At 69.9% G+C, this 7359-nt stretch carries 7 protein-coding genes and 1 pseudogene; 4 read left to right on the forward strand and 4 right to left on the reverse strand.

Features of this window, described 5'->3' with window-relative positions; translation table 11 throughout:
• Nucleotides 1–475 (forward strand): hypothetical protein (locus tag ACY45C_RS01260; protein WP_462185839.1); only part of this gene is annotated, 475 nt, incomplete at its 5' end.
• A gap of 167 nt (nucleotides 476–642) precedes the next feature.
• On the opposite strand, the gene ACY45C_RS01265 is transcribed toward ACY45C_RS01260, so the two are convergent.
• The 4 genes from ACY45C_RS01265 to ACY45C_RS01280 form a co-directional block, all read right to left on the reverse strand.
• A complete protein-coding gene (locus tag ACY45C_RS01265) occupies nucleotides 643–1089 on the reverse strand; it encodes a DUF3817 domain-containing protein (RefSeq protein WP_462185840.1) in 447 nt (148 codons plus the stop codon).
• Nucleotides 1089–1745, reverse strand: a complete 657-nt coding sequence (locus ACY45C_RS01270) for a hypothetical protein (protein WP_462185841.1) — start codon at nucleotides 1743–1745, stop codon at nucleotides 1089–1091. Before ACY45C_RS01270 ends, ACY45C_RS01265 begins: the two co-directional genes overlap by 1 nt.
• Nucleotides 1746–1906: 161 nt before the next feature.
• A complete protein-coding gene (locus tag ACY45C_RS01275; protein ID WP_462185842.1) occupies nucleotides 1907–2818 on the reverse strand; it encodes a hypothetical protein in 912 nt (303 codons plus the stop codon).
• A gap of 700 nt (nucleotides 2819–3518) precedes the next feature.
• Nucleotides 3519–4292: a SigE family RNA polymerase sigma factor gene (locus ACY45C_RS01280; RefSeq protein WP_462185843.1), complete on the reverse strand. Its 774-nt coding sequence runs from the start codon at nucleotides 4290–4292 to the stop codon at nucleotides 3519–3521.
• Nucleotides 4293–5175: 883 nt separating this feature from the next.
• On the opposite strand from ACY45C_RS01280, the gene ACY45C_RS01285 reads away from it, so the two are divergent.
• From ACY45C_RS01285 to ACY45C_RS01295, 3 genes and pseudogenes are all read left to right on the forward strand, one after another.
• The gene (locus tag ACY45C_RS01285; RefSeq protein ID WP_462185844.1) at nucleotides 5176–6168 is read left to right on the forward strand and encodes an NAD(P)H-quinone oxidoreductase; all 993 of its coding nucleotides are present in this window, start codon (nucleotides 5176–5178) and stop codon (nucleotides 6166–6168) included.
• Nucleotides 6169–6249: 81 nt separating this feature from the next.
• Nucleotides 6250–6822, forward strand: coding sequence for a bacterial proteasome activator family protein (locus tag ACY45C_RS01290; protein ID WP_462185845.1), 573 nt, complete (start codon nucleotides 6250–6252; stop codon nucleotides 6820–6822).
• A gap of 132 nt (nucleotides 6823–6954) precedes the next feature.
• A pseudogene (locus tag ACY45C_RS01295) lies at nucleotides 6955–7044 on the forward strand (IS5/IS1182 family transposase); the annotation flags it as partial.
• Nucleotides 7045–7359 lie beyond the last annotated feature (315 nt).

Below are 7359 nucleotides of genomic sequence, written 5' to 3' on the forward strand. Positions count from 1 at the left end.
CGGAGCATTCGGGACGGTGACCGCCGCGGACCTGCGGGCGGACCCGACTCCGCCGATCGCGGTCGACGACGCGGGGCTCGTGGTGATCGCGGATCGTCCGTCCCGCCGTCCCGAGGGAAACGAGACGGCCTGGATGCTGGCGGCCGCCTACCGCAGCGGCGGCAAGTGGGCGTTGCTCCGGTCCACCACGCGGACGGTGACGATCGTCTGGGACCCGCGGCGCGCCCAGCTGGTCCTCGTGCGACCCGCCAGTACGGCCGACGAACTGATCACCTGGTCGGACGGGCGCCTGTTTGCCTTCGGTACCGAGGCTGACCAGGTGCTGTCCGCGGAGATGCTCGCTCCGCCCTCCCGGTTGGCCCGGCTCCGGCGGCTCACCGCCGGTGAGGTCCTGACGATCGCCGTGCCCGCCCGTCTCCGCCGCCCCGCACCGGCGGCGTTCCGCCTGGCTGGAGTTGACTCGGACGTGTCCTGAGGCGACGTCTCCCGGCGCGTCGGCTTCTGCGTCTCCCGGCGCGTTGGCTTCTGCCTGCGTCGGCAGAAGCCGACGGCGGCCTCTGCCTGCGTCGGCCTGCCCTGAGATGTCCCTGCCCTGAGAGGTCCCGGCGTCTCTCGACGCCGTCAGGCCGGTCCTCAGGTCCGTCAGGTTGTGGAGGCCTCGGCGCTCTGCGCGGGCTTCGCGGGCTTGGTGGGCCCGGTGGCCGGGCTGGCCGGAGCCGCGGCGGCGGACAGCTGGCTCTCCCGCACAAGGGAGGTGACCCGCCGCTCGGCGAAGAACGACAGGAACGGGATGGTGCCGGCAAGCATGATCGTGATCGTCCGGGTCGAGGACAGCCGGCAACGGTTCGCCAGATCGAAGGAAGCGGCGAGATACACCATGTACAGCACACCGTGGAGCGGGCCGACGGCCGCCACGATCGCGTCGTTGCCGCCGATGTACTTCATCGGCATGCCGATGCACACCAGCGCGATCAGCCCCACACCGACGATGTAGGCGATGGCCCGATACCGCAGCAGGGATGCGCGAATCGCCGTCGCGGAGGCACGTCCTGTGGTGGCCGTACGGGTGGGGTCGGGCAATGCCGTCATCAGCGGGCTCCGTTGATGTGCTTGAGGGCGTCCCGAAGGGCGTCACGCTCGTACAGTGAGGCGAGATAGCGGTTGTAGGCGTCGAGTTCGTCGTCCTCGGCGGACTGCTCGGCGGTGCCGGTCGTCAGCATTTTGGGGCCCGTGTCGAGATCCGGTCGCCATGGCGCCTCGGGGGCGATCCGGCCGTGGGCACCCCACCGCGGCCCGGTGGTGTCCTTGGGCGCCAGATCCTCCTTCATCATCTTCACCCACCAGTACACGACGAAGGCGGCGAAGACAGGCCACTCGACCCCGTAGAAGAGGTTTTGCAACGATCCCTGCGGGGATTCGCCCTTCGTCAGCTGCCAGATGCCCATGCGGATGAAGAATGCGATCAGGAAGAGCGCGAGGAGATGACGCGCGATCCACGAGGGTGACAACAGCAGCCGACGCACGAGGTTGACGCTACCTCTCCCCGGCCGGTCAGCGTAGGGCGCGTGGCACCTTCCCGCGACCGGACTCACACCCGGGACCGGGGCGCCGGGCGGCGTGGGAGGGGGCGCGAGGGGCTGGCCGACCTTGGCCGGGCCGGCCAGCCCGCGTGCCGCCGTCGGCGGCCGCTTGGCGACCCGTCCGCCGGGCTGGGGGGTAGCCGGGGAGTGAACGGGCCGAAACACCGCCGGACCTCCTGGCGCGGGGGGCCGGTATGGCGTTCATCTGTCAGTCGTCCGGCGGAGGTTGATTGGTTGCCGTCGTTGTGAAGATTTTTCGTCCGCATGGTTCCCCATGGTTCCGCATGGTCAAGTGCAGACCCACGTAACCGCGCAGACCCACGCCGTCAGCGCAGGACTGCGGCCGCCAGTGTCCAACCCGACGTGCCCCCGCTGGAGATGGTGATCGACGTCGTGCCGATTCCGGCCGGCAGCCCGATGCTCACCACTCCATCGGCCGAGCCATCGGCGATCGGTGAAGGCAGGGTCTGGGTGAAGGTCTGCGTGCCGCCGATGGAGGTGACGATGATCTGTACCCGCCCGGAACCGGATCCGAGGAGGACGTCCAGGGTGAGCGGAGACTGCGAGACGAAGACCGTCAGCCGGGCCGAGCCCTGCAGGGACAGCCGGTCGGTGTCGTCCACGCCGGTCGCGACCGGCGTGCCCTCCGTCCAGTCGAATCCGGAGGATGACGGCACGGACGTGCCCAGCAGGGTGTCGGTGTCGATCAGCGGCATCACAATGGCGGCCCGGTTCTGCACACCGTTCCACGAGCCCCCGAACAGCACCCAGTCGAGAGTTCCGGGGCCCGGAAGCCGCACCTGTGACCCACTGGGGAAGGGGGCGACGGTGCTGGTGTAGATCCCGCCGCCGATGCCCGCGAACGTTCCGCTGGGCAGGGAGGATCTGCTGTCACCATGGTTCGCGGACGGTCCCGCGGACGGTGACGGTGCGCCGCCACCACCGCTCGCGGACCCCGGGTCCGCCGGGTCCGGGCCGGCGGATCTCCGTGCGGCGCTCGCGTCGCTCGTCGCGTCCGGGACGGCGGCGCTGCCCCCGGATGTTCCGGCGGGGCTCGACTTGGCCGGTTCCGGTGGGACCACCGTGGTGGCCTGGGGCGACGCGGCCGGCGTCCGCACGACCGGAGACGTCGTGACCGGCGTGGCGGACGGCCGCGGCTTCGCCGTGACGGTCGTCGTGGGCGGAGCCGGGGAGTTCGATCCTGACGGCCCCAGCAGGGCCAGGGCCGTCAGGGCCATGATGCTCACGATGGCGAGTAGCGCCCCCGCGATCGTGCCGCGTCGGGCAACCGAGTGCCGCCGGGAACGGGGCCAGTTGTGGGACCGGGGGAGCCGGTCGGGGCTGGTAGACCGGCTGGATCGGCGCCGTCGGCTCGATGGGGCCTTCGTGACGGTACGGCCCAGGCGGTGCTGCCGGGTGATGATCCGGCCATCCTCGGTCCGGGTGCTGGAGCCGATCGAACCAGGCGGTCTGAGTGGTCCGTTCGCGCCGAGTGGTCCGTTCGCGCTGAGTGGACCGCTCGGGCCGACAGGTCCGATCGGGCCGAGGGGGCGGATGATCGTGCCGCTCAGGGGAGCATCGACTGCCGCCGCGACACGTCTGCGGATGCGATCGGAGTCGGGGCGGTGCCGGCCCATCTCGGCGCTCAGCATGCCGCGGAGTCGGTCGGGGAACGGGAGCTCCCCCAGATTGCCGCCATGACCGTCGCCGCCGCGGAACTCGCCGACGCGATCGGCTGACCCTCGACCATCCGCGCTCGAGCTGTTGGTTCCACGGTCGCCCGTTCCACGGTCGCCTGTTCCGTGGTCGCTAGTCACGCGGTCACCCGTCCCCGGAGCGGAGGGACGGCAATCGGCCGGAGGCCCGCCGCGCCGCGCCGCCGCGCCACCCTGCGCATCATGATCGGGCCCCTGGAACCCCGGGCGCCTTCTGCGTCATCTATGCCTCGCCGACTCGCTGTTGCCACCAGGGCCATAGCTTGACGCGGCCGAGGCAGGCGAACGCCGACCGGCTCGGACCCGCCGGTTTGCCGGACTGACCACTGCCCCGCCGCCGTCCCAGGCGACCCGAGCCCGATCGGGACCCATTCACCCGGGAACCGCCCGATCGGGATGTGGCGCCGCGTGACGTGCCCGACTGACCGGACGCTACCTGTGGCCTCGCCACCTCCGCGGCACCGGCCGGCGGTAGCTCGGTGTTCTGGAGAATCCGCTCCAGTTCGGCGACTCCCTTGGCGGTCTGGCTCTTCACCGTGCCGACGGAGATACCCAGCGTGCGAGCCGTCTCGATCTCCGACAGGTCGAAGGCGTAGCGGAGCACGACACACGCACGTTTGCCCGGCGGCAGTGTCATCAGCGCGGAGCGCAGATCCATGACCGCGGGGAGATCGGGTATCCGCGCCGACTGGTCGGCCCGCTGACCAAGGAAGAGCAGCCCGCGTCGCTCGCGGACGACCTTCCGGACCCGGTCGGCCGCCAGGTTGGCGACGATCCGCCGGACATACGCCAGTGGAAGGTCTGCGGAGCGGACCCGGTCCCATGCGGACCAGGCGGCCGTCAGAGCGTCCGCGGTGATGTCGTCCGCGACGTCGTGATCGCCAGTCAGGAGATACGCAAACCGGCTCAGCTCGCGGTGATGTCTCTCGAAGAAGGCATGAAACTCCGCCTGGGTATGGGGATGTTCGGGCTCGTCGTCGGCCGCGACCGCTTCCACTGGCACGCTCCCCGGGCCCGTCGAGGCCGGCGCGTCCGCGGCGCCGGCCGGACAGCCGATGCTGTGGTCGTCTGTCACTGGTTGCAGAGAACCATGAGTTCAGGGCGATGTGCATATGACGGTAGCGACTCGATCGGGTATGCGTCGTGGTACCTGGATGCCGAGTGGGGCGGTCACTGTTAATACGCTCGAAGCAGTGGCTTTACCCTCGGTCCGATGATGTCGGGCTGGCCACACATGGTGATGGTCCTGGCGCGCGTTGGCATCGGCCACGGGGACAGACCCGTCTCGGACCGGCCGAGGCAGCCACATTATAGGACATAGGGGCATAGGACTTGACGGCATAGGGCCGGAGGTGCGAGCCGATGAACCGAGATCCGGGCGGGACGGTCGCGAGGACGGGGCGGCGCACGGATGCGCGACGCCGGTCCAGCGGGATGGCCGGCGATCAGGCCGCGGCGAGGGTCGAGCGGCCGACATGGGATGCTAGGAAGATGTTTCCGCCGCGACGCCCGCCGGGTACGGCGAAATCTGTGTCTGTCCTGTCTACCCGGTCTGGTCTGTTTACCCCGTCTGTCGCGATGCCCGAGGCCGTCCGTCCCCATCGCCCGAGTCCCCCGCCCCCGCTCGATCCGGACGCCCCGATCCCGGATGATCCAGGCCCGCTCCTGCCCGACGCTCCTGACCTGCCGCCGGCTCCGCACGAGCCCTCGCCGTATACCGAGCCGGCTCCCGGCTCACCCCAACCGGAGCCCGAGCCGGTCTGAGGCCCGAGCCGGCGTCGTCCACCCCACCGGAACATCTGTACGGCCGTGGCATGAACATGCCCGCACGCCGGATGATGCCGCGGCGTCGCGTGCCGAGGAGCCGTAGCGTGTGACGGGTGCATGCTGTGACGGTGAAAGCGCCCGGTGGGCCCGAGGTCATGACGTGGTCGACGGTGGCTGACCCTCCTGCCCCGGGGCCCGGCGAGGTCACCCTGGAGGTGGTTGCGACGGCGGTGAACCGCGCGGACCTGCTCCAGCGGCAAGGTTTCTACCCGCCGCCGCCCGGCGCCTCTGAGATCATCGGGATGGAGTGCTCCGGGCGGGTGGCGGCTCTCGGCGTCGGCGTGGACCGGGTCGAGGTCGGGGCCGAGGTGTGCGCGTTGCTCAGCGGGGGCGGCTACGCGAGTCGGGTGAACGTGCCGGTCGGCCAGGTGCTGCCGGTCCCGGCCGGGGTCGACCTCATCACGGCGGCCGCTCTGCCCGAGGTGGCCTGCACGGTGTACTCCACGGTCTTCGGCATCGCCGGTCTGCGCGACCATGAGGTCTTCCTCGTGCACGGCGGGGCGTCCGGCATCGGGACCTTCGCGATCCAGGCGGTCCGCGCGCTACGTCCGAACGCGCTGGTCGCGACCACCGCCGGCACTGCGGCCAAACTGGCCAGGGTGCGGGGGCTCGGCGCCCACCTCGCGGTCTCCTACCGCGACGACGACTTCGTTGCCAGGATCCGCGAGACTACCAACGGCCACGGGGCGGACGTCATCCTCGACAACATGGGCGCGGTGTATCTCGCCCGCAACGTCGCCGTGTTGGCCGTGGGAGGCCGCCTGGTAGTCATCGGCCTGCAGGGCGGGGTGAAAGGGGAGCTCAACCTCGGCGCCCTGCTCACCAAGCGGGCGGCGGTCCACGCCGCGTCGCTGCGCGGGCGGCCGGTCGAGGAGAAGGCCGACATCGTGGCCGGTGTCCGCGGCGACTTCTGGCCGGCGATCGAGGCGGGGGCGATCCGGCCGGTCGTCGATCGGGTGTTGCCGATCACCGAGGTCGCGCGGGCACACCAGCATGTGGCTGATTTCGGACATGTCGGAAAGGTAGTACTCACGATCCCGGAATGACTCTCGATGGGTGACACTCGGCGTGACCGTGGAGGCGAAGCCAGTGCCGTGAGAGGCGGATCACGGGGCAGGATAGGGGGCATGACGGATCAACCGGAACCCCGCGTCATGGTCGTCGGGCCTGACGGCGCGCTGCACGAGACCGCGGACTCGGGGGTACTCAACCGACCGGTGCGGCCGCTGGCCCCAGGCGGTGACCAGGCGCTGCAGGCTGCGGAGGACCCGGACGGCGGCAACCCCATCGCCGCGCTGGTCTCCCAGCCCGACAAGGTGATGCGCATCGGCGCCATGATCAAACAGCTGCTGGAGGAGGTCCGGGCCGCCCCGCTGGACGACGCGAGCCGAGTCCGGCTGCGCGAGATCCACCGCAGCTCCATCCAGGAGCTCTCCGACGGGCTTGCCCCGGACCTGCACTCGGAACTCGATCGGCTGTCGCTGCCGTTCGACGAGGAGCGCACGCCGTCAGATGCCGAGCTGCGGATCGCCCAGGCACAGCTGGTCGGCTGGCTCGAGGGTCTGTTCCACGGCCTGCAGACCGCGCTGTTCGCCCAACAGATGGCCGCCAAGGCTCAGCTCGAGGAGATGCGCCGGCGGGCCTTGCCGAGCGGGCAGCAGCCCGGCAGCGAGACGTTCGGCCGCGGGGCCTACCTCTGACCGTCCGGGACTCGCGAGTCCCCGATCCGTGAGTCCCGGACCACCTGGCCACCTGGCCAGCGGACCAGCGGACCAGCGGACCGCGAGATCGTCTGTGGTCTGTCTGCGGTCGGTTACCGCCGTTCGCGGCTCCGGCCGCCGGTGCACGAACAGCGGGAGATCGTGAACGCGATGGCCTACTGGGTGCGGGCCGGGTGTGCCTGGCGGTCCCGTCACCACGATCCAATCCACGTGATGCCCCGAATGCCGGTGGCGGGACTGTTATGATCCGGCTTGGGCGGAAGATGATCCGCGCCTGGGATGTCGTCAGCCATCCGGCACAGCCGCGTCTTGGGATTTATAAAAGTTGAGGTGGCGACGCCAACCTGAACAGGGATCGGTGTAAACGGGGGAATGGAGTCGAAATGAAATAAATTGCGCGTTTCGAACCCTCCACAGGCCTGTGACCTGCGATGATGCTCTCGATCACGTATTTGTTACTTCATTACGTCCCCTATCGGGATTTCAATCTGATCGCGCTCGGTGGTTTCAGTGTTA

Source organism: Frankia sp. CcWB2, from assembly GCF_977927585.1.

Excerpts from the sequence above, each read along its gene's own strand:
- ACY45C_RS01265 (WP_462185840.1), bottom strand. The coding sequence starts at position 1,089 with ATGACGGCATTGCCCGACCCCACCCGTACGGCCACCACAGGACGTGCC.
- ACY45C_RS01290 (WP_462185845.1), top strand. The coding sequence starts at position 6,250 with ATGACGGATCAACCGGAACCCCGCGTCATGGTCGTCGGGCCTGACGGC.
- ACY45C_RS01275 (WP_462185842.1), bottom strand. The coding sequence starts at position 2,818 with ATGGCCCTGACGGCCCTGGCCCTGCTGGGGCCGTCAGGATCGAACTCC.